Source organism: Pseudomonas sp. NFX1 (assembly GCF_051123555.1).
In the GTDB taxonomy this organism is placed as follows: Bacteria; Pseudomonadota; Gammaproteobacteria; order Pseudomonadales; family Pseudomonadaceae; genus Aquipseudomonas; species Aquipseudomonas capeferrum.
Window position 1 is genome coordinate 1109316 of record NZ_CP169366.1, and the last position, 25875, is coordinate 1135190.

General features: G+C 64.0%; 24 protein-coding genes. 6 read left to right on the forward strand and 18 right to left on the reverse strand.

From position 1 onward, the window contains the following. Positions 1 to 25: 25 nt before the first annotated feature. The 3 genes from DJ563_RS04920 to DJ563_RS04930 are packed head-to-tail and all read right to left on the reverse strand — an operon-like array spanning position 26 to position 4094. Positions 26 to 1372, reverse strand: coding sequence for a c-type cytochrome (locus tag DJ563_RS04920; RefSeq protein WP_274099910.1), 1347 nt, complete (start codon positions 1370 to 1372; stop codon positions 26 to 28). Positions 1373 to 1389: 17 nt separating this feature from the next. After that, positions 1390 to 3636, reverse strand: coding sequence for a molybdopterin cofactor-binding domain-containing protein (locus DJ563_RS04925; RefSeq protein ID WP_434518930.1), 2247 nt, complete (start codon positions 3634 to 3636; stop codon positions 1390 to 1392). After that, complete coding sequence (locus DJ563_RS04930) at positions 3636 to 4094, reverse strand: (2Fe-2S)-binding protein (protein WP_274099912.1); 459 nt, start codon at positions 4092 to 4094, stop codon at positions 3636 to 3638. Before DJ563_RS04930 ends, DJ563_RS04925 begins: the two co-directional genes overlap by 1 nt. Before the next feature lie 254 nt (positions 4095 to 4348). Here DJ563_RS04930 and DJ563_RS04935 point away from each other — a divergent pair, with 254 nt between their 5' ends. Further along, positions 4349 to 6535, forward strand: coding sequence for an OsmC domain/YcaO domain-containing protein (locus tag DJ563_RS04935; protein ID WP_434518931.1), 2187 nt, complete (start codon positions 4349 to 4351; stop codon positions 6533 to 6535). A gap of 90 nt (positions 6536 to 6625) precedes the next feature. On the opposite strand, the gene DJ563_RS04940 is transcribed toward DJ563_RS04935, so the two are convergent. After that, on the reverse strand, positions 6626 to 6925 hold the full coding sequence (locus tag DJ563_RS04940) for a hypothetical protein (RefSeq protein ID WP_434518932.1): 300 nt from the start codon (positions 6923 to 6925) through the stop codon (positions 6626 to 6628). Between the two features lie 235 nt (positions 6926 to 7160). Here DJ563_RS04940 and DJ563_RS04945 point away from each other — a divergent pair, with 235 nt between their 5' ends. From DJ563_RS04945 to DJ563_RS04955, 3 genes are all read left to right on the forward strand, one after another. Beyond that, positions 7161 to 7535: a DUF2231 domain-containing protein gene (locus DJ563_RS04945; protein WP_434519694.1), complete on the forward strand. Its 375-nt coding sequence runs from the start codon at positions 7161 to 7163 to the stop codon at positions 7533 to 7535. Then, positions 7532 to 8824, forward strand: coding sequence for a PQQ-dependent sugar dehydrogenase (locus tag DJ563_RS04950; RefSeq protein ID WP_434518933.1), 1293 nt, complete (start codon positions 7532 to 7534; stop codon positions 8822 to 8824). Before DJ563_RS04945 ends, DJ563_RS04950 begins: the two co-directional genes overlap by 4 nt. A gap of 110 nt (positions 8825 to 8934) precedes the next feature. Next, positions 8935 to 9513, forward strand: a complete 579-nt coding sequence (locus tag DJ563_RS04955) for a hypothetical protein (protein WP_033697378.1) — start codon at positions 8935 to 8937, stop codon at positions 9511 to 9513. 22 nt (positions 9514 to 9535) lie between these two features. On the opposite strand, the gene DJ563_RS04960 is transcribed toward DJ563_RS04955, so the two are convergent. Beyond that, on the reverse strand, positions 9536 to 10300 hold the full coding sequence (locus DJ563_RS04960; protein WP_434518934.1) for a hypothetical protein: 765 nt from the start codon (positions 10298 to 10300) through the stop codon (positions 9536 to 9538). A 225-nt stretch (positions 10301 to 10525) separates the two neighbouring features. Between DJ563_RS04960 and DJ563_RS04965 the strand changes: the two genes are divergently transcribed. Next, positions 10526 to 11041: a DMT family transporter gene (locus tag DJ563_RS04965; RefSeq protein ID WP_434518935.1), complete on the forward strand. Its 516-nt coding sequence runs from the start codon at positions 10526 to 10528 to the stop codon at positions 11039 to 11041. Here the strand turns inward: DJ563_RS04965 and DJ563_RS04970 are convergent. The 3 genes from DJ563_RS04970 to DJ563_RS04980 form a co-directional block, all read right to left on the reverse strand. After that, positions 11026 to 11946, reverse strand: a complete 921-nt coding sequence (locus DJ563_RS04970; protein ID WP_434518936.1) for a LysR family transcriptional regulator — start codon at positions 11944 to 11946, stop codon at positions 11026 to 11028. The genes DJ563_RS04965 and DJ563_RS04970 overlap by 16 nt on opposite strands. A 179-nt stretch (positions 11947 to 12125) precedes the next feature. Beyond that, positions 12126 to 12455 carry a hypothetical protein gene (locus DJ563_RS04975; RefSeq protein WP_434518937.1) on the reverse strand — a complete coding sequence of 110 codons (330 nt, stop codon included), beginning with the start codon at positions 12453 to 12455 and terminating at the stop codon, positions 12126 to 12128. Between the two features lie 74 nt (positions 12456 to 12529). Beyond that, positions 12530 to 13177 (reverse strand): DUF998 domain-containing protein, encoded by a 648-nt coding sequence (locus tag DJ563_RS04980; RefSeq protein WP_434518938.1) that lies wholly within the window; start codon positions 13175 to 13177, stop codon positions 12530 to 12532. A 197-nt stretch (positions 13178 to 13374) separates the two neighbouring features. On the opposite strand from DJ563_RS04980, the gene DJ563_RS04985 reads away from it, so the two are divergent. After that, positions 13375 to 14124 carry a FadR/GntR family transcriptional regulator gene (locus tag DJ563_RS04985; RefSeq protein WP_033697384.1) on the forward strand — a complete coding sequence of 250 codons (750 nt, stop codon included), beginning with the start codon at positions 13375 to 13377 and terminating at the stop codon, positions 14122 to 14124. Positions 14125 to 14205: 81 nt separating this feature from the next. On the opposite strand, the gene DJ563_RS04990 is transcribed toward DJ563_RS04985, so the two are convergent. The 10 genes from DJ563_RS04990 to DJ563_RS05035 form a co-directional block, all read right to left on the reverse strand. After that, the gene (locus DJ563_RS04990; RefSeq protein WP_274100366.1) at positions 14206 to 15786 is read right to left on the reverse strand and encodes an aldehyde dehydrogenase (NADP(+)); all 1581 of its coding nucleotides are present in this window, start codon (positions 15784 to 15786) and stop codon (positions 14206 to 14208) included. 69 nt (positions 15787 to 15855) lie between these two features. Then, positions 15856 to 17409 carry a galactarate dehydratase gene (gene garD, locus DJ563_RS04995; RefSeq protein ID WP_434518939.1) on the reverse strand — a complete coding sequence of 518 codons (1554 nt, stop codon included), beginning with the start codon at positions 17407 to 17409 and terminating at the stop codon, positions 15856 to 15858. 78 nt (positions 17410 to 17487) lie between these two features. Further along, positions 17488 to 18849 carry an MFS transporter gene (locus tag DJ563_RS05000; protein ID WP_033697387.1) on the reverse strand — a complete coding sequence of 454 codons (1362 nt, stop codon included), beginning with the start codon at positions 18847 to 18849 and terminating at the stop codon, positions 17488 to 17490. 103 nt (positions 18850 to 18952) lie between these two features. Continuing rightward, positions 18953 to 19864, reverse strand: a complete 912-nt coding sequence (kdgD, locus tag DJ563_RS05005) for a 5-dehydro-4-deoxyglucarate dehydratase (RefSeq protein ID WP_033697388.1) — start codon at positions 19862 to 19864, stop codon at positions 18953 to 18955. A gap of 381 nt (positions 19865 to 20245) precedes the next feature. After that, complete coding sequence (locus DJ563_RS05010; RefSeq protein WP_274099351.1) at positions 20246 to 21055, reverse strand: gamma-glutamyl-gamma-aminobutyrate hydrolase family protein; 810 nt, start codon at positions 21053 to 21055, stop codon at positions 20246 to 20248. A 369-nt stretch (positions 21056 to 21424) separates the two neighbouring features. Beyond that, entirely contained in the window at positions 21425 to 22207 is a 783-nt protein-coding gene (locus DJ563_RS05015) for an amino acid ABC transporter ATP-binding protein (RefSeq protein WP_274099350.1), read from the reverse strand. 20 nt (positions 22208 to 22227) lie between these two features. Continuing rightward, a complete protein-coding gene (locus DJ563_RS05020; RefSeq protein ID WP_274099349.1) occupies positions 22228 to 23472 on the reverse strand; it encodes an NAD(P)/FAD-dependent oxidoreductase in 1245 nt (414 codons plus the stop codon). 16 nt (positions 23473 to 23488) lie between these two features. Then, positions 23489 to 24199: an ABC transporter permease gene (locus tag DJ563_RS05025; RefSeq protein WP_033697392.1), complete on the reverse strand. Its 711-nt coding sequence runs from the start codon at positions 24197 to 24199 to the stop codon at positions 23489 to 23491. Further along, a complete protein-coding gene (locus DJ563_RS05030) occupies positions 24196 to 24915 on the reverse strand; it encodes an ABC transporter permease (RefSeq protein ID WP_274099348.1) in 720 nt (239 codons plus the stop codon). The genes DJ563_RS05025 and DJ563_RS05030 overlap by 4 nt, the downstream gene beginning before the upstream one ends. A 195-nt stretch (positions 24916 to 25110) precedes the next feature. Beyond that, on the reverse strand, positions 25111 to 25863 hold the full coding sequence (locus DJ563_RS05035; RefSeq protein WP_274099347.1) for a transporter substrate-binding domain-containing protein: 753 nt from the start codon (positions 25861 to 25863) through the stop codon (positions 25111 to 25113). Positions 25864 to 25875: the final 12 nt, after the last annotated feature.

Here is a 25875-nt window from a genome sequence, read left to right on the forward strand (position 1 = left end):
CCAAAGCGTAATGCTTGTGCCGGCTTCATCGCATGTGCAACACAATCGGGCTGCTGCTGGCCGGGTCTGTGTGCCCGCGCAACGTGCCCACGGCCTGCGCATCCACTGCACCACCGTGATTACCCCAGGCGCCGCGCACGAAGCTCAATACTTCGGCAATTTCCCGGTCGCTCAGCTGTTCACGGAAGGCCGGCATGCGGTAGGCGTCGGGCAGCCCGGCAGCGACGATGCGTTGCGAGCCATTGAGGGTGATGTTGATCGCCGACGCGCTTTCTTTGGCCAAGGCCGAAGTGGCCCCGGCCAACGGCGGCATCCACTCGGCCTGGCCCTTGCCGTCCAGGCCGTGGCACGACGCGCAACGGGTCAGGTAAGTATGCGCCCCAGGGTTATCGAGCTTCGCGGCTACCGATTCGGCCTGGTACTGCCACGGCGTACCGTCACGCTGTGGATCGCCGGGCAGCGATTTCAGATAGCGGCCGATCGCCGCCAGGTCATCGTCACTCATGAATTGCGTGGAGTTGTTGAACGCCTCGGTCATCGAGCCATAGACCACGGCATGCCGGTTGCGCCCGGTCTTGAGGAACTGCACGATCTCGGTTTCGCTCCAGCGGCCAAGGCCGGTGTTGTGGTCGGCGCGCAGGCTTGGTGCGTACCAGCCATCGAGCAGCGCACCGGCCAGGAAGGGTTTGCCACTTTCATCCAGGGCTTTCTCGTTGAAGGCCAGGCCTCGTGGGCTATGGCAGCTGCCACAGTGCCCTGGGCCTTGGACGATGTAGGCGCCGCGGTTCCACAGGGCGTCCTGATCAGGCTTGGCGGCATACGGTGTGTTGGCGGCGAACAGCCCGTTCCACAGCGCAATGGGCCAGCGCATGTTCAGCGGCCAGGGAATGTCACTGGCGAGGTTCGCCTGCTGGGCAGGTTGCACGCCCTTCATGAAGAACGCGTACAGGGCCCGCACATCGTCATCGCTGAGTTTGGCGTAGGAAGGGTACGGCATGGCCGGGTACAGCCGCCGGCCACCGGGGGCCACGCCGTGGCGTACGGCGCGGTCGAAGTCGGCAAGGCTGTAGTGACCAATGCCAGTGTCGCGGTCGGGGGTGACGTTGGTGGCGTGAATCGCCCCCAGTGGCGTGGCCATCTCCAGCCCGCCGGCGAACGGCTTGCCGCCGGGCAGGCTGTGGCAGGCCACGCAGTCGCTCAGCCGGGCCACATATTCGCCGCGGCTGACCAGTGCGGGGTCGAAACGGTCAGCCTGCTCGGCCTCGAAAGGTGACGCGGGGTCACGGGTGACGTACCAGGCCAGCAGGCCTGCCGCGACCAGGCACGGCAGCGCCAGCCAGCCGGCGGTTCTTGCGAATCGGCTGTGGGTCATGGGCGTTCCTTGTGCTGTCAGGTGAAGGTGTAGCGGCTTAGCGGAATGCTGCGGATGCGCTGGCCGGTAAGCCGCGCCACCGCGTTGGCCACCGCTGGCGCAACGGCAGGTAGCGGCGGTTCGCCGATGCCGCCCATCTTCGCGCCGCTTTCGACGATGCGCACATGCACCCGTGCCATGCGCGAGGGCGGCAGGATGGGGTACAGGTCGTAGTTGCGCCCGCGGGGCTGGCCGTCGATGTACACCGCCTCTTCCAGCAACGTCTGCGACAGGCCCAAGGCCACGGCGCCGTTGACCTGGGCCTCGATGATCGCCGGGTTGACGATGCTGCCCGGGTCGATCGCCTGCCAGATGTCGTGGACCTTGACCTGGCCATTCTCGATCGAGACTTCGGCGATCACCGCCGCTTCCGAGCCGAACGGCGAGGCCATCGCCACGCCGCGCGCCCGCTTGCTGCCGTCCTCGGCAGTGAACGGCCCGCGCTTCCAGCCGCCAGACAGTTCTCCTACCGCGTGCAGCAGGTTGGTCAGGCGCTGATTGTCACGCAGCAGGTGCAGGCGCAGCTCATAGGGGTCCTTGCCACCCTTGTCGGCCAGCTCGTCGAGGAACGCTTCGTAGAAGAAGTCGTTCAGCGAATTGCCCACCGAACGCCAGTAGCCGAGCATGACCGGGCCTTTGACGTAGATCTGGGCAATGCGTTTGTTGGCGATGGCGTACGCTTTACCCGACAGCCCCTCCAGGGCGGTGGGGTCTATCTTGTCCCCCTGCTTGCCGGCCAGTGCCTCGGTCGGGCCTTCGGTGGCGCTCACCGCTTCTATGGCCACGGGCAGCCCGTCGGCGTCCAGCGCGGCGCGGAACTTGACCACCGCCAGTGGGCGCAACACGTCGCGCAGAAACTCTTCCTCACGGCTCCAGATCAGCTTGACCGGGCGGCCGACCGCTTTGGCCAGGGCGATGGCCTGAGGGTAAGGGTTTGCCGAGTCGTAGAGAAAGTGCCGGCCAAAAAAGCCGCCGAGCAAGGGCGAGTGCAGGGTGATGCGCGCAGCGTCCAGGCCGGTGCGCTTGGCGATGTCGTCGCGGAACATGTCCGGGGCCTGGTTGGGTAGCCAGACCTCCAGCGAGCCGTCGGGGTTGAAGCGGGCCAGGGCAGAAGGTGGTTCAAGCTGGGCGTGGTTGAGGTACTGGTTGTGGTAGGTGGCCTCGACCTTTGTCTTGGCATTGGCCAGCACACCTGCCACATCGCCTTCGTTTTCTTCGTCGCGGGCCGGGCCTTGCTCGCTGGCCAAGCGCTCCCGGTAGGCGTCGCTGGAAAAGTCCGCTGGCATCGGCCGTAGCGGGGTATCACTGCCGGGCTCTTGCCAGTCCACCTGGATGGCCTCGACCGCGCGTTTGGCATGCCACCAACGCTCGGCGACCACCGCCACCGCGCCCGGCAATTGATGCACGGAGTGCACGCCTTTCATGGCCTTTACCTGCGCTTCGTTGCGCAGGCTGCCCACCGTCATGCCCAGGCGGGGTGCATGCTGCACGGCGGCGTGCAGCATGCCGTCGAGCTTGATGTCGATGGTGTACAAGGCTTTGCCGGTGGATTTGTCATAGGCGTCGACCCGGCGTACCGGCTTGCCGATCCAGCGAAACTGGCTGGGGTCGCGCAGCTGTACGCTGGCCGGGTCTGGCACGGGCAGGTCGAGGGCGCGCTCGGCCAGTTCACCGTAGGGCAGTGAACGGCCAGATGCGGCGTGCACCACCTTGCCAGGCTCGGTGGACAGTTCGCCGAGCGGCACCCCCAGTTGTTCGGCAGCGGCCTGCAGCAACATGGCCCGGGCCAGCGCGCCGAGGCGGCGCATGGTCGGGTAGCTCATGCGCACCGACATGCTGCCGCCGGTGATGCGCATGCCGTTTTCCATCACCACATAGGCCTCGCCGGGCGGCGCGCAGTCGACCAGGAACGTGGCAGGGTCGGCATCCAGCTCTTCGCCAACGATCTGCGCCATGGCGGTGTAGGTGCCCTGGCCGCCTTCCATGAACGGGCAGAGCAGGCGTACGGTGCTGTCGGGCCGGATTTCGAGGAAAGCCGGGACCTGGGTGCCGCGCTCCTGGGCAGCAGCGGTGGCGGCCTGGGCCCTGGCCGAACCCAGCGGCAGGCCAAAGCCGAGCACCAGCGCACCGGCGGCGGCACCGGCCGAAGCCAGCAGGAAGCGGCGACGCGACAGGTTGACCGGCGCCCCCAAGGGCCCAAGCGGGCTATCGACAGGCGTGTTCATCAGGCACCCTCCTGCTGCGTGGCAAGGTCGTGCACGGCCGCATGGATGGCGTTGTAGGTGCCGCAGCGGCACAGGTTGACCATGGCCGCATCGATCTGCGCGTCGCTGGGGTTGGGCGTGTGTTTGAGCAGCGCGGTGGCCGCCATCACCTGGCCCGACTGGCAGTAGCCGCACTGCGCCACCTGGTGTTCGACCCAGGCTGCGACCACACGCTTGCCGACGCTGTCGGCCTCGATCGCCTCGATGGTGGTCACCTCACGCCCGACCACGCCTGCCACCGGGGTCACGCAGGCGCGCACCACGCTGCCGTCCACCAGCACCGAACAGGCGCCGCACTGGGCCAGGCCGCAGCCATACTTGGTGCCGGTCAGCCCGAGGTCGTCACGGATCACCCACAGCAGCGGCGTGTCAGCGTCGGCTTCGACCTCATAGGTCTTCTGGTTGATGCGTAGTTCCATGGTTCACCTGCCCATCATCGGTTTGCTGTCGCGTCATTGTCTTTGAGCGGGGGGTACGTTGCCCCCCAGTGCAGAAACGCTAGCACAGCGCGGCGGCCGGTGAGCGGGCGCTGCTGGGAGGTCAGGAGGATCAGGCAAGCAATCCGGTGAAATGCGCAAGGCCGGCGATGCGCCAGGCAAACAGGACTTCCAGGCGAAAAACCCGGATAATGCCGGCCAATTCGTTTTGCACGCTTAAATCACGGTAATCCCGCATGGAAATCAAGGTCAATTTTCTCGACAATCTCCGCCTCGAAGCCAAGTTCGACGACTTCACGGTGATCGCCGACCAACCGATCCGTTACAAAGGCGACGGTTCGGCCCCAGGGCCGTTCGATTATTTCCTGGCGTCTTCGGCGTTGTGCGCGGCTTACTTCGTGAAGCTGTACTGCCAGACCCGCGATATCCCCACCGAAAACATTCGCCTGTCGCAGAACAACATCGTCGACCCGGAAAACCGCTACAACCAGATCTTCAAGATCCAGGTCGAGTTGCCCGAAGACATCTCCGAGAAGGACCGCCAGGGCATCCTGCGCTCCATCGACCGTTGCACGGTGAAGAAGGTGGTGCAGACCGGGCCTGAATTCGTGATCGAGGTGGTCGACAACCTGGATGCCGATGCCCAAGGGCTGTTGATGCCGGTGTCGGACACCAGCACCTACATCCCGGGCAAGGACCTGCCGCTGGAGCAGACCATCGCCAACATGTCGGCGATCCTGGCCGGGTTGGGGATGAAGATCGAGATCGCCTCGTGGCGCAATATCGTGCCTAACGTGTGGTCGCTGCATGTGCGCGATGCGCAGTCGCCGATGTGCTTCACCAATGGCAAGGGCTCGACCAAGGAGGCCGCGCTGGCCTCGGCGCTGGGTGAGTTCATCGAGCGCTTGAACTGCAACTTCTTCTACAACGACCAGTTCTGGGGCGAAGAGATCGCCAACGCTGCGTTCGTGCACTACCCGAACGAGCAGTGGTTCAAGCCTGGGCCAAAGGATGCGCTGCCCAGCGAGATCCTCGACGCGAACTGCCTGGACATCTACAACCCCGACGGCGAACTGCGCGGCTCGCACCTGTACGATACCAACTCGGGCAATACCGCGCGGGGCATCTGCTCGTTGCCGTTCGTGCGCCAGTCGGACCAAGAGGTGGTGTACTTCCCGTCCAACCTGATCGAGAACCTGTTCCTCAGCAATGGCATGAGCGCTGGCAATACCCTGGCCGAAGCGCAAGTGCAGTGCCTGTCGGAAATCTTCGAGCGGGCGGTGAAGCGCGAAATCCTCGAAGGCGAGCTGTGCCTGCCGGATGTACCGCAGGAGGTGCTGGCCAAGTACCCGGGCATTATTGCTGGTATCCAGGGGCTGGAAGAGCAGGGCTTCCCGGTGCTGGTCAAGGATGCGTCGCTGGGCGGTGAATTCCCGGTGATGTGCGTGACCTTGATGAACCCGCGTACCGGTGGCGTGTTCGCCTCGTTCGGCGCGCACCCGAGCCTTGAAGTGGCGCTGGAGCGCAGCCTTACCGAATTGCTCCAGGGCCGCAGCTTCGAGGGCCTGAACGACCTGCCGCAGCCAACCTTCGAAAGCCACGCGCTGACCGAGCCGAACAACTTCGTCGAACACTTCATCGACTCCAGCGGCGTGGTGTCGTGGCGTTTCTTCAGTGCCAAGGCCGATTTCGAATTCGTCGAGTGGGACTTCTCTGGCCACGGCGAAGACTCCAACGTGCAGGAAGCCGCGACGCTGTTCGGCATCCTTGAAGACCTCGGCAAAGAGGCGTACATGGCGGTGTACGACAACCTGGGTGCCACCGCGTGCCGCATCCTGGTGCCGGGCTACTCGGAGATCTACCCGGTCGAGGACCTGATCTGGGACAACACCAACCGGGCCTTGTCGTTCCGCGCCGACATCCTCAACCTGCACAGCCTGGACAACCGCTCGCTCAAACTGCTGCTCAAGCGCCTGGACAACTGCGATGTGGATGACTACACAACCATCACCACGTTGATCGGTGTCGAGTTCGACGACAACACGGTGTGGGGCCAGTTGACCATTCTTGAGCTGAAGCTGCTGATCTGCCTGGCTGTGCAGCGCTTTGAAGAGGCCAAGGAGCTGGTCGAGGCGTTCCTGCAGTTCAACGACAACACCGTCGAGCGCGGGCTGTTCTACCAGGCCTTGAATGTGGTGCTGGAAGTGGTGCTGGACGATGAACTGGAGATGGAAGACTACGAAACCAACTTCCGCCGCATGTTCGGCAACCCGCGAATGGACGCGGTGCTGGGCTCGGTAGACGGTAGCGTGCGGTTCCATGGCTTGACGCCGACCAGCATGAAGCTGGAAGGCCTGGATCGTCATTTGCGCCTGATCGAGAGTTACAAGAAGCTGCATGCCGCTCGGGCCAAGTTTGCCTGAGGTGATGTAGGTCTGGAGTGTTTCAGCGCCTGGTAGATCGAGCGCCGCCCGCGCGGCGCTCGATCTACCAGGCGCCTCAAGCCACACGCCTCAGTTCTTGCACTTCGCCATCACCACCTGGCAAGTCTTGGGTGTCCCCCCCGATCGGCCTGCGTAACGAACGCAGTTATTCAGCGACTTCTGCCGGGCAATACTCAAGGTATTGCCCCAGGCCAGGCCGCCTTCGCCGGTGGTGGGCACGGCCTTGGCGAAGCAATTGGAGCCGACGGTGGTGGCTGCGTAGCGGGCCTTGCTGTGTTTGCTGGAGCAGCCCGAGGCCAGCCCCAGGCCGAGGATGAGCAGCGTGTTCAGTGCCCAGAGCGCACCCGTACGCCCCCAGTTGTTGCTCATGCCGATCTCCTCGTTGAAAAAATACCGCACAGAAACACCGTGGCGGTTCTTGTCAGGATATTTCATTCAAGCGAAACGGTGAACTATCGCGTTGTAGAGACGCTCCTTTGCTAAGCGCACCCCGCGCACGCCTGATGGCTTCAGCCATCAGCCAAGGGTCACTGAACGATAAGGAGGCGCCGTGACCGCATCTGAGCAAACCCTCTACCGCTGCACGCCAGGCCCGTTGCACGCCATGCTGCTGGCCGGCAGTGTTCCGTTGTTTCTTGGCGCGCTGCTGAGCGATATCGCCTACTTCAACAGCTTCCAGATCCAGTGGAGCAACTTCGCTGCCTGGCTGATCGCCGGTGGCCTGGTGTGCTGTGGGCTGGCGCTGCTGTTCGCGTTGGTCAACCTGGTCCGCGCCGAGCACAAGGGTGGGCGTGCAACCCTGTACTTCGTACTGTTGCTGGCCACCTGGGTGCTGGGGCTGGTCAATGCCTTCGAACATGCCAAGGACGCCTGGGCGGTAATGCCCTCGGGCTTGGTGTTGTCGGTGATCGTGACCGCGCTTGCAGCTGTGGCCGCGTGGACCGGGCTGAGCAACCTGCGTTCGGGAGGTGTGGCATGAAGCCTTTGCATGCATTGAGCCTGTTGAGCGTGGCGGTATTGCTGAGCGCGTGTGGCGGGGAAGGGGAGCCTACCCAGGCCCATGGCCCCGACCCGAAGTTGCCGGAGCCACAGCGCGGGCTGCTGCCGAGCATGAAAATCGCCGAGCCGGTGGCCTGGGGTGAACAGAAACCCACCGTGCCCGAAGGCTTCAGCGTCACGGCGATTGCCACCGGCCTGAAGATCCCCCGCCAGAGCCTGGTGCTGCCCAATGGCGATATCCTCGTGGCCGAGGGCCGCGGTGGCAGCGCAGCGAAACTTAAGCCCAAGGATGTGATCGCCAGCCAGATCAAGGCCAAGGGCAATACCCAGGTCAAAGGCGGCAATCGCCTGACCCTGCTGCGGGACGCCGACGGCGATGGCACCTACGAGCTGCAGACGGTGTTCGCGGAAAACCTCAATGCGCCCTATGGCCTGGCGTTTGCCGACGGCAAGCTGTACGTGGCCAACCAGGATGCGCTGGTGCGTTTCGACTACCAGGACGGCCAGACCAAGGCCAGTGCTGCGCCGACCAAGGTCACCGACCTGCCGGCCGAAATCAACCACCACTGGACCAAGGCGCTGACCGCAAGCCCTGATGGTCGTTTCCTGTATGTCGGCATCGGTTCGAACAGCAACATCACCGAGCGCGGCCTTGAAGTGGAGATCGATCGGGCCATGGTCTGGCAGGTCGATGCCCAGACCGGCGCGCACCGGCCCTACGCGACCGGCCTGCGCAACCCGACGGCCTTGGCTGTTCAGCCGCAGACAGGGCAGGTGTGGGCGGTGGTCAACGAGCGTGACGAACTTGGCCCCGACCTGGTGCCGGACTACCTCACGTCAGTGCGCGAAGGCGGCTTCTACGGCTGGCCCTACAGCTACTGGGGGCAGAACGTCGATGATCGGGTCAGGCCGCAGAACCCGGACAAGGTAGCGGCGGCGATCAAGCCGGATTACAGCCTGGGTTCGCATGTGGCCGCCTTAGGTGTCGACTTCTCTATTGCGGCCATGGGCGAGCGCTTCGCCGACGGTGTGTTCGTGGGGCAGCACGGCAGTTGGAACCGGCCGAACCCGGTGGGCTACAAGGTGGTGTTCGTGCCGTTCAGCAAGGGCAAGCCGGCAGGCGAACCGGTCGACTTCGCCACAGGCTTTCGTGGTGAGGATGGCAAGACCCGCGGGCGGCCGGTGGGGGTCACGGTCGACCCGCGTGGCGCCTTGATCATCGCCGACGACCTGGCCAACACCGTCTGGCGGGTGACTCGCAACCGCTAAGCGCAGCGGGCGCCCTTGCATCGCCGCACGGGTGCCCGACAGTGTCTATGCTTGTGGGCGCGTGAGTATTTCACGCACCAACCCGGAAACGATTACAGGGAAGCATGCCTATGAAACCTATCAGTTCACTCGCTCGCGCTGTGGCAATCGCCTCGCTGGTCTTCGCTGGCAGCTTCACGGCCCAGGCCGCCGATGTGCCGATTGGCAGTGAAGCGCTTGAAAGCCATGTCACCACCCAGGTGCAGGCTATCGACCTGGAGAAGCGCCTGGTCACGGTGCAGGGTGCCAACGACAAGCCTGTGACCTTCCAGTTGACGGAAAAGGCCAAGGCGCTGCCCAACCTCAAAGTCGGTGACACGGTCGACATCTACGTGACCCGCGCGGTGGCCTATGTGCTCAACACCGATGTGGGCGGTGCGCCGAAGGTCAGTGATGAGTCTGGCACCATTCGCGCCACCGAAAACAACCCGAACCCGGGCGGCGAGGCGTTCCGCCAGGTCAGGGTCACCTCGCAGATCAAGAAGATCGACCTCAAGCAGCATGAAGTGAGCCTGCTGCCGCCAGAGGGCAAGCTGCAGGTGGTCAAGGTCGAAAACCCAGACCTGCAAGCGCGGATGAAAAACCTCAAGGTGGGCCAGACGGTCGATGCCATCTACACCGAAGTGCTGAGGGTCGAGACGTCGCGTTGACGGCGGCCGCTTAGGGGGGGATTCAGCGGGTCAGGCTGCGTGTGGCCCGTTGCTGGATGCGTCGTGAGGCCTTGCAGGCCGGTGGGTGGCGCTCGAACAGGTCGAGCACCCAGTCTGGGCGGGTTTTGCTGGCGTCATTGAGCCAGTTGGCTACCGAGTCCTGGGGGTATTTCTCGCTTTCCGCCAGGTGCGGCACCAGCAGCGCTTCGGCCGCCTCCGGCGCCTGCTTGAAGGCCGTTATGTGTTCGCACCAGACGCCACGTGGGCGCAGCACTTCGATGCAGAACCGACGCTCCAGCGGGTCTTCGCTACTGGCCTGCCTAACGAGCAATGCGAGGGCCGCAGGGAGGTCCTCGCTGAGGCGCGGGCGCAAGGCGATCCAGGCCCATTCGCGCACACCGAAGTGCGGGTCTTTGGCGAAGCGCAGTTGGGCCGCCAGGGCCGCCTGCAGGTCAAGGCTGGCGGTGAGGTGCGCCTGCGCGAAAGCCGCCCAGCTGCGCACCGTATCCGAAGGGTGGGCACAGCAGTGTTCGAACACCTGCTGGCTAATCGCAATGGGGGCTTGTTGCAACCATTGGCCGAGGGCCAGGCCGATGCCCGCGATTTTTTTCGACAGCCCCAAGGGCTGTTTTTCCTTGGCTGCATGAACCAGGCATTCACCTACGGCAGGCGGCAGTTGCTGTGCGACGGCCGTTGCCAGGGCAAGTTGGTCGACTGCCAGGCATTGTGCAAGGTTGCGGGTCGGCATCAGGCCGTGGTCCAGTTGCGTCTTGCGTTCATCGCTCATCGAATGTGTTCCATCACAAAAGGGGAAATACGCCTGCGGTCGACAGCGTGCAGGCGCGCAAGGCCAGCATCCTAGCTCAACGGGTTGGTTCTGGGGCTGCCCTGTATCACGGTCCGGTCTCCCGCCATCCATCGCACGAATAATACGCGTGCATGTTTTCGATTTCCGTCCTCCTGGTAAATGTCCTGATCATGACACCCTCACTACTCGAAACTGAGGGCGGTCATGTACAGCAAAACCCTGTTTTTCATCCTTGTCCCGATTGCCATGGCTTTGCTCGCGGGTGCGCTGCTGCCGTTTCAGGCGGCTGGCAACGCCGCGGTTGGCCGTGCCTTGGGGCATTGGTTGTGGGGGGCATTCACCTCGCTTGCGGTGAGTTCGCTGGTGGTGATCGCAGCGCTGCTGATCCTCCGGGTACCCGCACCAGACGTAAGCAAGGCCCTGCAAGGGCCCTGGTGGTTATGGATCGGCGGTGTGCTGGGCGCCATTTACGTGGCCGGCGCAGCCGCACTTACGCCGAAACTGGGCGCAGCGGGTTTTCTTGCGCTGGTGGTGGCAGGGCAGATCCTGATGGCGGTAATCGCTGACCATTTCGGGGTAATGGGGTTGGGTGGCAAGCCGATCAGCCTGGTCAGGCTGGCCGGGGTGGTGCTGATTTTGTGCGGGGTAGTCATGGTGCAGGGCAACTGGGCGACAAGCGCTGCGGCCAAGCCGACAGTGCTCAATCAGTCAGGAGGCTGATCAAGCGGCTGACTGCAAGCCCATACGGCTTCGCGCAGCCAGCGGTGCCCAGGGTCGCTGTCTTTGCGCTGATGCCAGGCCTGTTGATAGGCAAACGATGGAATGGCCAGTGGCGGTTCAAACCGGCGCAACGCTGCGTGCTGGCGCAATGAACCGACCGCACGGCTGGCCACTGTGAGAATCAGGTCGGTGCCGGCAAGTACCTCCACCGCCGCGCTCCAGTGCGGCAGAGCGAGGGCAATGCGCCGTTGCAGGCCTCTGGCGGCCAGCGCGCGTTCGATTTCATCGTGGGCATCCGGGCGCATGGCTATCAACACATGGGGCCGCGCAAGCCAGTCGGTCAACTCTAGGCCTCCGCTGGCGGGCAACACCTGGCGGTCGGCGACGCTGGTGAAGATTTCCTCGAACAGTGGCTGTGCGGTGATGTCCTGCGGCAGGTCGGGGAAGATGCCCAGGGCCAGGTCGAGTTCGCCATCGAGCAGCTGAGCCAACATGGTTTCTCGGCTGGCCTGGCTGATCGCCAGGTCCACGCCTGGGGCGACCTGGCGCACGTGGCGAACCAGCGCTGGCAGGATGATGCGCGACGAATAGTCGGACAGTGACAAGCGGAAGCGGCGCTGGGCCTGGGCCGGGTCGAACAGGGGGGCGGCCAGCAGCGCATTGAGGTTGCCCAAGGCGTCTTGCAGCGGCTTGGCCAGCGACTGCGCACGTGCGGTCAGCGCCATGTAGCCGTTCTGGCGGACCAGCAACGGGTCGTCGAAATGCCTGCGTAGTTGTGCCAGTGCATGGCTCACTGCCGGCTGGCTGCGATGCAGACGAAGGGCGGCGCGGGTCACGTGCTTCTCGGTCAGCAGCGCATGCAAGGCCAGGAGCAGGTTGAGGTCGATCTTGCGCAGTTCATCCATGGGGTGAATAGTCGAGGCTGGCCGAGAGGGGTTTGATCAGCCTAACAGATGTCCAGGCGCTGGACGCCGGTCACAGCGTCTAGCGGCTGCGGCCGACGGCGCGGCTGGATGGTTCGGACAGGATCCGTACTCAATGCTTTACTTAAAGTATCGACTCTAAGTTTATGAAAAATAATATTTTATCTTCTTGCGACTGCATGCTGCACGCATTGCTCATAGTAGGTCTGCTTGATCGCCGCCGGCTTCAACCGCGATCGGCTGTTGTAAGTCTGCTCGGTAATGCCGAAGGCGGTCATGCGCATCCACGGTTTGGCAAATCTGCGCACCTGCAGCTTCTTGCGCGTGGCATACAGGGTTACCCCCGATAACTTGGCCTGCTGAGCTTCTGCAGCAATCTGCGCGCCCCAGCCACAGGTGTGGCGATCATTCTGGCTCAGCGCCCTGGCCTGGGCGCCGAAGGCGGCCGTGGCCAGCAGGCAGCCGGCCATCGTTGCTAGAAGTACTCGCATGTTGCTGTCCTAAGCATCTGAAGGAGAAGGGAGTTTGCCTTCGCTTCAAGCCGCTGGGGGCCAGCAATTTGCCGTCAGATTACGGCCATGCGCAGCGCGTTGGCTGGCGGGCGCAAGCTGGCCCAGGCCAGGCCAGCGACCCAGACCACCGATACGCCGTAGTTCAGGCGCTGGTACAGGCCGAACAGATGGCCGCTCTGCGCCGCCTGCCCCATCAGCACGACGGTGGCGATCGCCAGCACCACGCACGCCAGGGAGAACAGCGCCAACGTTCGCGAACCGGCAACCCGATTGCCCAGCCATGCCCACAGGGCACTGGCCAGGGTCAATGAAAGAAACATCAGCAGGCCCGAGAGGTTGTGCAGTTGCTGTGACAGCGAGGGCTGCGCCGGTGCGCAGCCCTGGTCGCAGGGGAACCAGCCAGTGCCCAGGCTGCCCAGGCCATGCAGCAGCACCAGAACGGCGCTGACCCGTGCCAGGGTCGACCCCTGCCAGCGACGGGCCAGGCCCCAGGCGAACAGGGCGAACAGCACGGCCAAGGGGAAGTTGTTGACCCATGGCGACCAGAGCTGGGTGGGTGCACCCTCGGCGCCGAGTTGGCTCATGGCCTGTTGCAGGTGGTCGTAACCTGGGTAAGCCTGGGCGGTCAGCCAGACGCCGGCCAGCAGCCAGAGGGGGATCACCAGGCCAGTGGCGAGCAGAAGACGGTCGAGGGGTTTCATGCTGTCGTTTCCTTCCATGGATGAGTGAGCGCGAAGGCGCACAGTACAGCCTTGCAGCGGGGATAGACCAGCGCGTGAAGCAGATTTTTTGCGTGGTGCGTGGCGCAGACCCATACAGAAATACCGCATACGGTGTATGTGATCGTACAACTGCTTGCGCTATCATGGGCATTGTCTTTCAAGGTGAAATACAGGGCATGACAGAGCAGCAGGTACAGGCAAGGACCCGGCGCAAGCCGCGCAGTCTGGCCCAGGAACTGGTCACAGTGCTGACCGAGCGGATTCGCAGCGGCCAACTGAAGCGCGGCGACAAGCTGCCGACCGAATCGCAGATCATGGCCGAAGAGGGCGTCAGCCGCACGGTGGTGCGCGAGGCTATCTCGCGGCTGCAGGCCGCAGGGCAGGTGGAGACCCGGCACGGCATCGGTACGTTTGTGCTGGATGCACCGTCCACGGGCGGTTTCCGTATCGACCCGGCGACCGTGGTGACCCTGCGCGAAGTGCTGGCGGTGCTGGAGTTGCGCATTGCCCTGGAGATCGAGTCGGCGGGCCTGGCGGCGCAGCGGCGCAGCGATGAACAGCTGGTTGGCATGCGCGCGGCGCTGGATGAGCTCAACGAAGGCGCGGCCCATGCCAACGATGCCGTATCGGCGGATTTCCAGTTCCACCTGCGCATTGCCCAGGCCAGTGGCAACCACTACTTCGCCGACATCATCAACCACCTGGGTACCAGTATCATCCCGCGTACCCGGCTCAACTCGGCGCGCCTGGCCCATGACGACCAGGCGCACTACATGAGCCGGCTCATGCATGAACACGAGGCGATCTACGAAGCCATTGCCCGGCAAGACAGCGAAGGGGCGAAGATGGCCATGCGCATGCACCTGAGCAACAGCCGCGAGCGCCTGCGCCAGGCGCATGAAGAAGCTGAGGCGCAAGGGGCCTGAGACCTCTCTCACCCTCGAAGAGGCCGGTACCGACAAAAGAAAAAGCCCCGACGTGTGCGGGGCTTTTACATTTCAGGGCGATCAGATCCCCCCGTCACTCCACTGCCCATTCACCAACCGGCGCAACCCCAGCGGGTTCTCATCGCGAAGCGCCTCAGGCAGCAACGCCTGCGGGTAGTTCTGGTAGCACACCGGGCGCAGGAAGCGGTCGATGGCCAAGGTGCCGACCGAGGTGCCGCGCGCATCCGACGTAGCCGGATACGGCCCGCCGTGGACCATGGCATCGCACACTTCGACGCCGGTGGGGTAGCCATTGACCAGAATCCGACCGACCTTTTCTTCCAGCAGCGGTACCAGCCAGGCGAAGGCTTCGAAATCTTCAGGCTCGCCGATCAGGGTCGCGGTCAACTGGCCACGCAGGCCGAGCAGCGCGGCGCGCAGCTGTGCGTTGTCCTGGGCTTCGACAGCCACGGTGGTCGGGCCAAACACTTCTTCTTGCAGCAAGGGGTCGGCGTCGACCAGCAGGCGCGCCTGTGCCTTGAACAGCTGGGCGCGGGCCTGGCTGCCTTGTTGCGGTTGGCCGGCCAAGTGTTCGATACCGGCATGGGCGTGCAGGTGTTCCAGGCCGCCCACATAGCTGCGCAGGCCGCCGGCGTTGAGCAGGGTCTGGCCGGCCTGTTGCTCGAGGTGCTGACCGAGGTCGGCGAGCAGTTGGCTGTATTGCGGCGATTGCAGACCGATCACCAGGCCCGGGTTGGTGCAGAACTGGCCGGCACCCAGGCACACCGAGCCCGCCAGTTCGCGGGCGATGGCTTCGCCGCGCTTGGCCAGGGCGCCAGGCAGGATGATCACCGGGTTGATGCTGGACATCTCGGCGAATACCGGGATTGGCTGTGGGCGCTCTGCGGCCATGCGGCACAAGGCGTCGCCACCCTTGAGCGAGCCGGTGAAACCGACCGCCTGGATGGCCGGGTGCTTGACCAGCCATTCGCCGACACCACCGCCGAAGACCATGTTGAACACGCCCTTGGGCATGCCGGTGCGCTCGGCGGCGCGCTGGATTGCACAGCCGACCAGGTCGGCTGTGGCCATGTGGCCGCTGTGTGCCTTGAACACCACCGGGCAGCCAGCGGCGAGGGCGGCAGCCGTGTCGCCACCGGCTGTCGAGAAGGCCAGCGGGAAGTTGCTGGCACCGAACACGGCAACCGGGCCTACGCCGATGCGCATCTGGCGCAGGTCGACGCGAGGCAACGGTTGGCGCTCGGGCAGGGCCAGGTCGATGCGTGCACCGAGGTAGTCACCGCGCCGCAGCACTTGCGCGAACAGGCGCATCTGGCCACTGGTACGGCCGCGCTCGCCCTGGATCCGCGCTGCAGGCAGGGCGGTTTCGCGGCAGACGATGGCGACGAAGGCGTCGTCCAGTTCATCCAGCTCGGCAGCGATGGCATCGAGGAACTCGGCGCGGCGCGCCGGGGCCAATTGGCGGAACTCGGCAAAGGCGGCAGCGGCGGCCTGGGCGGCTTGGTCGACTTCGCTTTCAGTGGCTTGCACGAAGCTGTAAGGCAGGGCCTCGCCGGTGGTGGCGTCCAGGCTCTGCAGGCGTTGCGCGCCAGCGGCACTGCGCTGACCGGCGATGAAGTTGTGGCCTAGGATCTCAGGCATTTTGGCACTCCTGTAGGTGAATGAAGGGGGTAGGCGGTCGAGAAGGGCTGCAAAGCAGCCCCAAGGGCCTCAGGTAATCGGCGCCGGGTTGAACAGGGTGATGTCGTTGTGCAGCCTGTGCTGCTCGGCCCAGGTCTGCTTGCGGCCGCTGGCCACGTCCAGGTAGTAGTGGAACAGCTCCCAACCCAGTTCCTCGATGCTCGAGCGGCCTGTGGCGATGCGCCCTGCGTCGATGTCGATCAAGTCGGGCCAGCGTTCGGCCAGTTCAGTGCGGGTGCAGACCTTGACCACCGGGGCCATGGCCAGGCCGTACGGCGTGCCACGGCCCGTGGTGAACACATGCAGGTTCATCCCGGCCGCCAGTTGCAAGGTGCCGCAGACGAAGTCGCTGGCCGGGGTGGCGCAGAAGATCAGGCCTTTGCGCGCCACCCGCTCGCCAGGGCCAAGCACGCCCTGAATGGCGCCGCTGCCGGACTTCACGATCGAGCCCAGGGACTTTTCGACGATGTTGGACAACCCACCCTTCTTGTTGCCCGGCGTGGTGTTGGCGCTGCGGTCGGCCGCGCCTTGTTGCAGGTAGCGGTCGTACCAGTCCATCTCACGCACCAGCGCCTCGGCCACGTCCTGGTTCTCGGCGCGGGAGGTAAGCATGTAGATGGCGTCGCGCACTTCGGTCACTTCCGAAAACAACACGGTCGCGCCAGCGCGTACCAGCAGGTCCGAGGCGTAGCCCAGTGCCGGGTTGGCGGTGATGCCGGAGAACGCATCGCTGCCGCCACACTGCATGCCCAGGATCAGCTCGCTGGCGGGCACCGTTTCGCGGCGGCGCTGGTCGAGTTTTTTCAGGCGGGTCTCAGCCAGCGCCATGATCTGTTCGATCATTTCGCCGAAGCCCAGGCTGGCATCCTGCAGGCGGTACAGCCACGGGTCGCTGAGGTCTACCGACGGATCGTTGTCATGCATGACCTGGCCGGCCTGCAGTTTTTCGCAGCCCAGGCTGATGACCAGCGCTTCGCCACCAAGGTTGGGGTTGCGCGCCAGGTTGCGCACGGTGCGGATCGGGATGTAGGCATCGCGGGCATTGATCGCCACGCCGCAGCCGTAGCTATGGGTGATGGCGACCACGTCATCGACGTGGGGGTACTTGGGCAGCAGTTCTTGACGAATGCGCTTGACCGCATGCTCCAGCACGCCGGTCACGCATTGCACGGTGGTGGTGATGCCAAGGATGTTGCGGGTGCCCACGGTGCCGTCGGCATTGCGGTAGCCCTCGAAGGTGAAGCCTTCGAGCGGCGGCAGGGGCTCGGGCACGGCGTCGCAACGCGGCAGGCTGTCCAGCGCCGGCGCCTCTGGCATGGCCAGCTGGCTTTCCTGCACCCAGGTACCCTGGCGCAAGTCTTCCAGGGCGTAGCCGATGATCTGCCCATAGCGGCGCACAGGCTCGCCCTTGGCGATCAGCACGGTGGCCACCTTGTGGCTCTGTGGCACGCCTTCGACCAGGGTCAGGCCGTCGGGGAAGCGGGCGCCTTCACCCAGGCCACCGTCGTTGACCACTACCACGACATTGTCGTCATCGTGCAGGCGGACGTAGCGGGGCGAGTCGGAATGTTCGATCAACTGCATGTTCGGGCCCTTCTAGTGATTGCTCAGGCTTTATACATCCGCCCGCCGCCGGCAGGTGCCAGCGGCGGGCGTGTTCACTCAGTGACGGGAGCTTGCCAGTTCGCCATTGGCGCCGGGCTCGGCTTCAGCCTTTGGGGTTTCACGCAGCTCGATGCGCTTGATCGGGCCGACGATCACCAGGTAGCTGAACACCGCGACCAGGGCGTTGGCGCCCACATATACCAGGGCCCACTTGAACGAGCCGGTGGCGCTGATGATGTAGCCGATGACGATGGGCGTGGTGATCGAGGCGATGTTGCCGAAGGTGTTGAACAACCCGCCCGACAGGCCAGCGATCTGCTTCGGCGAAGTGTCGGCGACCACCGCCCAGCCCAGTGCGCCAATGCCCTTGCCGAAGAAGGCCAGGGTCATGAAACCGACCACCATCCACTCAGCGTCGACGTAGTTGCAGAAGACCATGGTGGTCGACAGCAACAGGCCGCAGACGATGGGCAGCTTGCGCGAGAAGGTCAGCGAGTTACCGCGGCGCAGCAGCCAGTCCGACAGCACACCGCCCAGCACGCCACCGATGAAACCACAGATGGCGGGCAGCGAGGCGATGACACCCGCCTTGAGGATGGTCATGCCGCGCTCCTGCACCAGGTACACCGGGAACCAGGTCAGGAAGAAGTAGGTGATGGCGTTGATGCAGTACTGGCCCAGGTACACCCCCAGCAGCATGCGGCTGGTCAGCAACTGCTTGATGTAGCCCCATTTCGGGCCGTCGTTGCCGCGTTTCTGGTCCATGTCTACCAGGCCGCCGTTCTGCTCGATGTGTTCGAGCTCGCTTTGGCTGATGCGCGGGTGTTGCTTGGGGTTGTAGATGGTCCTCAGCCACACGAACGAGAACAGAATGCCGAGCACGCCCATCACCACGAACACGTGTTCCCAACCGAAGCTGAAGACGATCCAGCCCATGATCGGGGCAAACAGTGCGGTGGCAAAATACTGCGCCGAGTTGAAGATGGCCGACGCCGTGCCGCGTTCTGCGGTGGGGAACCAGGCCGCGACGATGCGGGCGTTGCCCGGGAACGACGGGGCTTCGGCGAAACCGACCAGAAAGCGCAGGGTGAACAAGGTCACCACCGCCCAGGCCACCGGCATGCCACCGACAAACCCTTGCAGCAGGGTGAACAGCGACCAGGTGAAGATGCTGAAGGCGTAGACGTTCTTGGAGCCGAAACGGTCGAGCAGCCAGCCACCGGGAATCTGGCCAGCCACGTAAGCCCATCCAAAGGCGGAGAAGATATAACCGAGGGTGACGGCGTCAATGCCGAGGTCTTTCTGCAGGCTGGAGCCTGCGATTGCAATGGTGGCGCGGTCGGCATAGTTGATCGTGGTCACCAGAAACAGCATGAACAGGATCAGGTAGCGCACATGCGTCTTTTTAGTCGCTTGCATGCTGGTAATACTCCCACTAGTTATTTTTGTGCGGGCTCACGAGTTGTAGCCGGGGTGGGGGGCTCCCACTCCGGCGGCGGCAGTTCAGGCCGCAGGGGTTCGCTTATTGCGGACCCATCTTGTCCATCAGCGCTGCGAGCATTTCGTATTCTTCGCCGGTCAGGTCGGTCAGCGGCGTGCGTACCGGGCCTGCGTCGTAACCGGCAATCTTCGCGCCCGCCTTGACGATGCTCACGGCGTAGCCGGCCTTGCGGTTACGGATGTCCAGGTACGGCAGGAAGAAGTCATCGATCAGCTTGCCGACGGTGGCATGATCTTCGCGGGCGATGGCGTGGTAGAAGTCCATCGCGGTCTTCGGCACGAAGTTGAACACGGCCGAGGAGTACACCGGCACGCCCAGCGCCTTGTAGGCCGCAGCATACACCTCGGCGGTCGGCAGGCCACCCAGGTAGCTGAAGCGATCGCCCAGGCGGCGACGGATCGACACCATCAGCTCGATGTCACCCAGGCCGTCCTTGTAGCCGATCAGGTTCGGGCAGCGCTCGGCGAGCTTTTCCAGCAGGTCGGCATTCAAGCGGCAGACATTGCGGTTGTAGACCACCACCCCGATCTTCACCGATTTGCACACGGCTTCGACGTGGGCGGCAACGCCATCCTGGCTGGCTTCGGTCAGGTAGTGGGGCAGCAGCAGCAGGCCCTTGGCACCCAGGCGCTCGGCTTCTTGTGCGTATTCGATGGCCTGGCGGGTCGAGCCGCCGACGCCGGCAAGGATCGGTACCGAGGTGGCGCAGGTATCGACGGCGGTCTTCACCACCTGGCTGTACTCGCTGGCCGCCAGGGAGAAGAACTCACCGGTACCACCGGCCGCGAACAGGGCGCTGGCGCCGTAGGGGGCGAGCCATTCCAGGCGCTTGATGTAGCCAGCCTGGTTGAAGTCGCCTTGGGCATTGAAGTCGGTGACCGGGAAAGACAGCAGGCCGTGGGAGAGGATGGATTTCAGTTCTTGTGGATTCATTGTTGTTGGCATCCTGAGGCGCTTGGGGTGAAGGGAGTGATGTGCTGCGATGGAGGTAAGTTATCGTACAACTGTAGGGATGGCTAGTGCCTTGGGAGAATTTTTTATGATTTGGGTGCTTGGCTGGGGTGTTGGGGGGATGCTGAAATCGAGCGCCGCCCGCGCGGCGCTCGATCTTCCAGGCACAGAAAATCCCCCGACAACCACCTGAACAGTCATCGTATCTCTAAACGGGGGAAAGGCTAAAAAAACGATCGCGGAGACAGGCACAAGCCCGCCGCCCGCTTCCACGGGAAGTGTTCTGGGACCAGCAGAGGGTGACCGGGGAAGCGGGGGGCGGCCTTGCGCCGCCCCCGCGATCAAAGCTAACGAAGCTTTGTGTCAGGCAGCCTGATGGTGCTTGACCTGGGACTTGCGGACCTGGGCACGGCACGCATCGCCGAACGCCTGGAAGATCCTGATCGAATCAGGGTTCTTCGCGGCTTGCCACTCGGGGTGCCACTGCACCGCGAACAGGAAGGGCGAAATGCTCGGGGCATGGATGGCCTCGACCAGGCCGTCTTCGGCCAGGGCAATTGGCTCGATGCCTTTACCGAGGTTGCGCAGGCCTTGGCCATGCAGCGAGTTCACGCGAATCTCGTCGCAGCCCAGAGTGTCGCGCAGCCAGCTGCCTGGCTTGACCTTAACACTGTGGACCTGGGCGTACTGCACCTCGACCGGGTCTTCGGGGTTTTCCCGGTGGTCGTTGAAGCCTGGCTCGGCATACACCTTCTGGTAGATGTCGCCACCCAGGGCCACGTTGATTTCCTGCATGCCGCGGCAGATGCCGAAAATCGGCAGGCCACGCTTGATCGCTGCCTTGACCAGCGGGATGTCGAACAGGTCGCGTGCCTTGTCCTGGCCCTTGCCGGGGGTTTCGTTGTCCTGGCCGTACAGGGCCGGGTCGATGTTGCTGCCGGCACCGGTCAGGTAGACGCCGTCGGCCATGTTCAGATAGGTCTCGAGGTCTTCGGTACCACAGCAAGTGGGTACCAGGACCGGGACGCAATCGGCGAAGTCGACCAGCGGAGTGATGTATTTGTGGGTCATGACCTGATAGTCATGGCCTTTGCGCTCTTGGCTGCCCATGGTCATCAGGACGACGGGTTTGCGCAGGGAAGGTTGCTTGTTGCCAATGTTGCTGTTGGACATATGTCACCTTGGGACAGGTTCGACCTGTCGTTGTTGTGCAGGCGCACGGCCGGGGCCTTGAGTGCGACCTGAAGCCCCGAGCACTGCCGGCTCGTCAGAGGCGACGATTCCGGTCGGGACTTGTTGATAGCTTGCCAGAGCCGTTCGATATGTCAAACGACTGGTAGAGGCGTTAGCGGGGGGGATACGCCGAATTCAGGGGGGTTAAACCGTTGAAGCCCTGTAGCAGCAAGGGTTTGGCAGGGGGTTAGGTCAATTATATTTAACGACGCAGTTGGTTCATTGCACCGCTGCAATGAAGGGGGCTTGTACCGGCCTCTTGGTGGGCAAGCCCGCTGACAAAGGAAGCCGGTACAGGGAGGAACGGGCTCAGTGCAGAATCTGCGCCAGGAAACCCTTGGCCCGTTCTGTCTTGGGCTGGTTGAAGAACACCTGTGGCGGGCTGTCCTCGATGATCTGCCCGCCCTCAAGGAACAGCACCCGTTCGGCCACCTGCCGGGCAAAGCCCATCTCATGGGTAACGCAGAGCATGGTCATGCCCGTGCCGGCCAGTTGCACCAGGACATCCAGCACTTCGGCGACCATTTCCGGGTCCAGTGCCGAGGTCGGCTCATCGAACAGCATGATCCGGGGTTTCATGCACAAGGCGCGGGCAATGGCCACGCGTTGCTGCTGGCCGCCGGAAAGCTGGCTGGGGTATTTGTGCGCCTGGCACTCGATGCCGACCTTGCACAGGTACATCCGTGCCCGTTCTTCGGCGTCCTTGCGCGACAGCCCGCGCACGCTGGTAGGGGCCAGCAGGCAATTGTCGAGCACAGTCATGTGCGGGAACAGGTTGAAGTGCTGGAACACCATGCCGATTTCGCTGCGGATCTGCGCTGCCTGGCGTGTGGTGGCAGCCAGGTCGGTGCCATCTACCTGGATGCTGCCCTGTTGGGCCACTTCCAGGCGGTTGATGCAGCGGATCAGGGTCGACTTGCCCGAACCGGACGGGCCACAGAGGACGATGCGTTCGCCTTCGCGTACCTGCAGGTTGATGTCGCGCAGCACATGGTACGCGCCATAGTGCTTGTTCAGGCCCTCGATGCGGATGAGTACCGGGCGTGGGTCGGGTTCTGGGGCAAGGCTGGCAAGGCTCAGAGGGGCGGTCATATTGTTGTTCTCCGCAAGGTTCAGTCGAAACGCGTCGCGCTGTAGGGTGCAGGGTCGGTAAAGGGGCGCTCGCCGGTCAGAAGCTCTGCCAGCAGCCGGCCACTGACCGGGCCAAGGGTGAGGCCATGGTGGGCGTGGCCGAAGTTGAACCACAGGCCTTGGTGCCGAGGGGCAGGGCCAATTACCGGGCGCATGTCTGGCAGGCACGGGCGACGGCCCAGCCAAGGGGTATCGTCGAGGCGCTCGCCGAGCGCCGGGAACAAGCGCCGGGCCAAGGCCTCGCAGCGGCGCAGCTGGATCTCGTTGCCGGGTGCATTGCTGGCGGCAAACTCGATGCCGGTGGTCAGGCGCACGCCCCGGGCCATGGGCGCCAGCACGTAGCCGCCTTGGGTGTCGCAAATCGAATGTTCGAGTTGCGCACCGTCGCGGGTGCTGTAGTGCATGTGGTAACCGCGTTTGATCGCCAATGGGATCTTGTAGCCCAGGCCTTCGTACAGGTCTGCCGACTGTGGACCCAGGCAGACCACCACCTCGTCTGCGGTGACAGGGCCACGACGGCTGTCGACCTGCCATTGCCCCTCCACTTGGCGCAGGCTGCGCGCATCACCGTGCAGGAACTGCCCACCACGCTGCACGAACAACGCGGCGTAGCCACGGGTGAGGCCACCGGGGTTGTTCACTGTCTTCGGGTCGAGCCAGTGAATGCCACCGACCACGGTGCTGTCCAGTTGGTGCTCGCGGGCCTGGAGCTGCCCGCATTCGAGGATTTCATACTGCAGGCCGTAGCGGCTCAGGCCTTTGACCTCGGCCTTGGCTTGCTCGAACAGGGCCGGGTCACGGAACACTTCGATCCAACCTTTGGCCTGCACCAGCCCTTCAAGGCCGGCGGCTTTGATCAGGGCGTCATGCTCCTCGACGCAGCGCTGCACCAGCGGCAGCATGTCGGCAGCGGCGCCCGCCAGGCGCCCCGGCGCCGACTGGCGCCAGTAGCGCCACAGCCAGGGCGCGGCCTTGGGCAAGTGCAGCAGGCTGTAGCGCACGTCGGGTTGGCGGTTCAGGCCGTAGCGCAGCAGTGCACCGGCTTGGCGCGGGAAGGCATACGGGATGACGCTGGAGCGCTCGATCAGCCCGGCGTTGCCATGGCTGGTACCGCTGCCGGGTTCGTCACGGTCGATCAGAATCACCTGGCGCCCACGCGCCTGCAGGTGCAGCGCGGTGCTGACGCCGACAATGCCGGCGCCGAGGACGAGGGTCTGGCAATGCATGGTAGGTATCCTTCGGTCAGTTCAGGTGGCGGCCCAGGCGGGCTTCCAGGTGTTTCAGGAGGCGCCGCACCAGCTCGACGATCACCAGGTAGAGCACGGCGGCCCACAGGTAGATCTGGAAGTCGAAGCTGCGCGAGAACGCCAGTTTGGTCACGCCCATCAGGTCGTAGATGGTCACCAGCGAGGCAATGGCGCTGGCCTTGATCATCAGGATCAGCTCATTGCCCAGTGGGCCGATGGCCACCAGCAACGACTGCGGCAGGATCACCTTGAAGAAGGTGGTCGAGCGTTTCAGGTTCAGCGCCCGCGCTGCCTCGTACTGCCCAGGCGCGACGGCCATCAGGCTGCCGCGGAAGATCTCGGCCTGGTAGGCGGCGGTGTTCAGGGTGAACGCCAGCAAGGTGCAGAACCAGGCCTCGCGGAAGAACCACCACAGGCCGACGTCTTGCCAGAACCCCTTGAGCGAACCGAGGCCGTAATAAAGCAGGAACAACTGAGCCAGCAGCGGCGATCCGCGGAAGAAGTACACGTAACCGGCGGCCATGCGTTGCAGCAGTTGGCTGCGCGACAGGCGTGCCAGTGCCAGCAACAGGCCGAGCACGGCACCCAGGGTGAACGAAATCGCCACCAGCTTGGCTGTTACCAGCAGGCCATCGACGAAGCGTGGGCCGTAGCGTTCCAGCAGGTCGGGGTCGAGGACTACCGCCAGCCATTGTTCGACGTTCATGCCCGGGCTCCTTGCAGGTGACGGCTGCTACGCCGCTCGATGAAGGCAAAGACCCGGCCCGAGACTGCCGAAAACAGCAGGTAGCCCAGGCAGGCAACGCCATAGAAGAACATCGGCTCCTTGGTCACGCTCACCGCCAGGTTGGTCTGGCGCATCAGGTCGACCAGCGAGATGGTCGACACCAGCGAGGTGTCCTTGAGCAACGACAGCCAGTTGTTGGACAGGCCAGGCAGGGCGATGCGCGTCAGTTGCGGCAGCACCACCTTGAAGAAGCCTGTGCGTTTGCTCAGGCCCAATGCAGAGCAGGCCTCAAGCTGCCCTTTGGGCAGGGTCTTGAAGGCGGCCAGCCAGATCTCGCTGGAGAACGCGGCAAACACCAGGCTGAACGCGATCATCGCGGCCAGGAAGGTATTGATCAGGAACTCGCCCTGATAGCCCATGGCGGCCAGCAGCTTTTGCGCTGCGATCTGGCAGCCGTAATAGATGATCAGCAAGGTCAGCAGTTCGGGCAGGCCGCGGAACACGGTCGAGAAGGTCGTGGCCCAGGCCCGGGGCAGGCGCTTGCGCGAGCGCGCCGCGAGGGCCACGGCCAGCCCCAGGGGCAGGCCGATGGGCAGGCAGGCGAGGGCCAGCGAGACGGTTACCAGGGCGCCGGCCAGCAACGCCTGGCCCCAGCCTCCGCTGGCAAAAGACAGCAAGGACAATTGATCGAGCATGACAAACCCCTTGGACGGGTAATGCGGTCGCTGTAGGAGCGGCCTTGCGTCGCGAAAGGGCCGCGTAGCGGCCCCGGCAATCTGTGCCGTTGCATAAATCCTGGGGTCGCAAAACGTCCCCTGGCAATCTGTGCCGTCGCATAGATCCTGGGGCCGCTACGCAGCCCTTTCGCGACGCAAGGCCGCTCCTACAGATCAGTTGTAGATATCGAAAGCGAAGTACTTGCTGGCGATCTTCTGGTAGGTGCCGTTGGCCACGATCTGTTGCAGCGCGGTGTTCAGGCGCTGGCGCAGCGCCTCGTCATCCTTGCGCACGGCAATGGCGGCGTCGGCCTTGGTGTCGGCCACGTCGCCGAGGATCTTGCAGCAGTCCTGGCCGTTCTTGTTCATCCACTCGTGCAGGGGGAACTTGTCGGCGATCACCCCGTCCAGGCGGCCCGCGGCCAGGTCGGCGTTGGCTTCGTCCATGGTCGGGTACAGCTTCACATCGGCGCCGGCCTTGCCATAGACGTCTTCGGCATAGATGGCCTGGGTCGAAGAGGACTGCGCGCCAACGGTGTAGCCGACGAAATTGTTCTGGGCGTCGCTGATCTCGCTGTCCTTGGCCACGGCCACGGTCAGCGGGGTGCGGTAGTAATGATCGGTGAAGGCGATTTTCTTGCGGCGCTCTTCGGTGTCGATCATCGACGCGACCACGGCGTCGTACTTGCGTGCCATCAGGGCCGGGATGATGCCTTCCCAATCCTGGGCCACCAGCGTGCACTCGACTTTCATCTGTTCGCACAGGGCGTGGGTGATGTCGATGTCGAAGCCGTGCAGTTGGTTATCGGCGTCGACATAGTTGAAGGGCGGGTACGCGCCCTCGGTGGCGAAGCGCAGGGTTTCGGCATTGGCGGCGCCCGTCAGCAGCAGGGCACACGCACCCACCATAGCCATGGTCTTGTTCATCTCGCACCTCTT